Annotated in this window: 1 protein-coding gene; it reads right to left on the bottom strand. The window is 47.7% G+C overall.

The annotated features are described in order from the left end of the window. A partial coding sequence (locus tag IRZ99_RS21145; protein ID WP_194659351.1) for an Ig-like domain-containing protein occupies positions 1-390 on the bottom strand: 390 nt, incomplete at both ends.

Here is a 390-nt window from a genome sequence, read left to right as displayed (position 1 = left end):
CGTATCGTATCGGTACCATGGAAGTTTGCAGCAGGCATATAGGTATAAGAACCATCAGCTGCCAGTGTAAGGGTTCCGCCCTGCGTTGTGGTGAAGGTTCCCGCAACTACAGTAAGCGCATCCAAATCAACATCAGTGTCATTGGCTGTAAGGTTTACTACTGAAGTGAACAAAGTATCTTCAATAGCTGTGATGGTATCATCAACCGCTAGAGGAGCATCGTTTACAGGCGTTACCGTTATAGTAAGAGTTCCGATATCCGTAAGGTTACCATCGGTTACCGTGTAGTTTACCGTATCGGCACCATGGAAGTTTGCAGCAGGCATGTAGGTATAAGAACCGTCAGCTGCCAGTGTAAGGGTTCCACCTTGGGTTGTGGTGAAGGTTCCC

It is taken from the genome of Flavobacterium sp. LC2016-12, assembly GCF_015351595.1.
Taxonomy (GTDB): Bacteria; Bacteroidota; Bacteroidia; order Flavobacteriales; family Flavobacteriaceae; genus Flavobacterium.
This window is presented reverse-complemented; position numbering and strand designations above follow the sequence as displayed.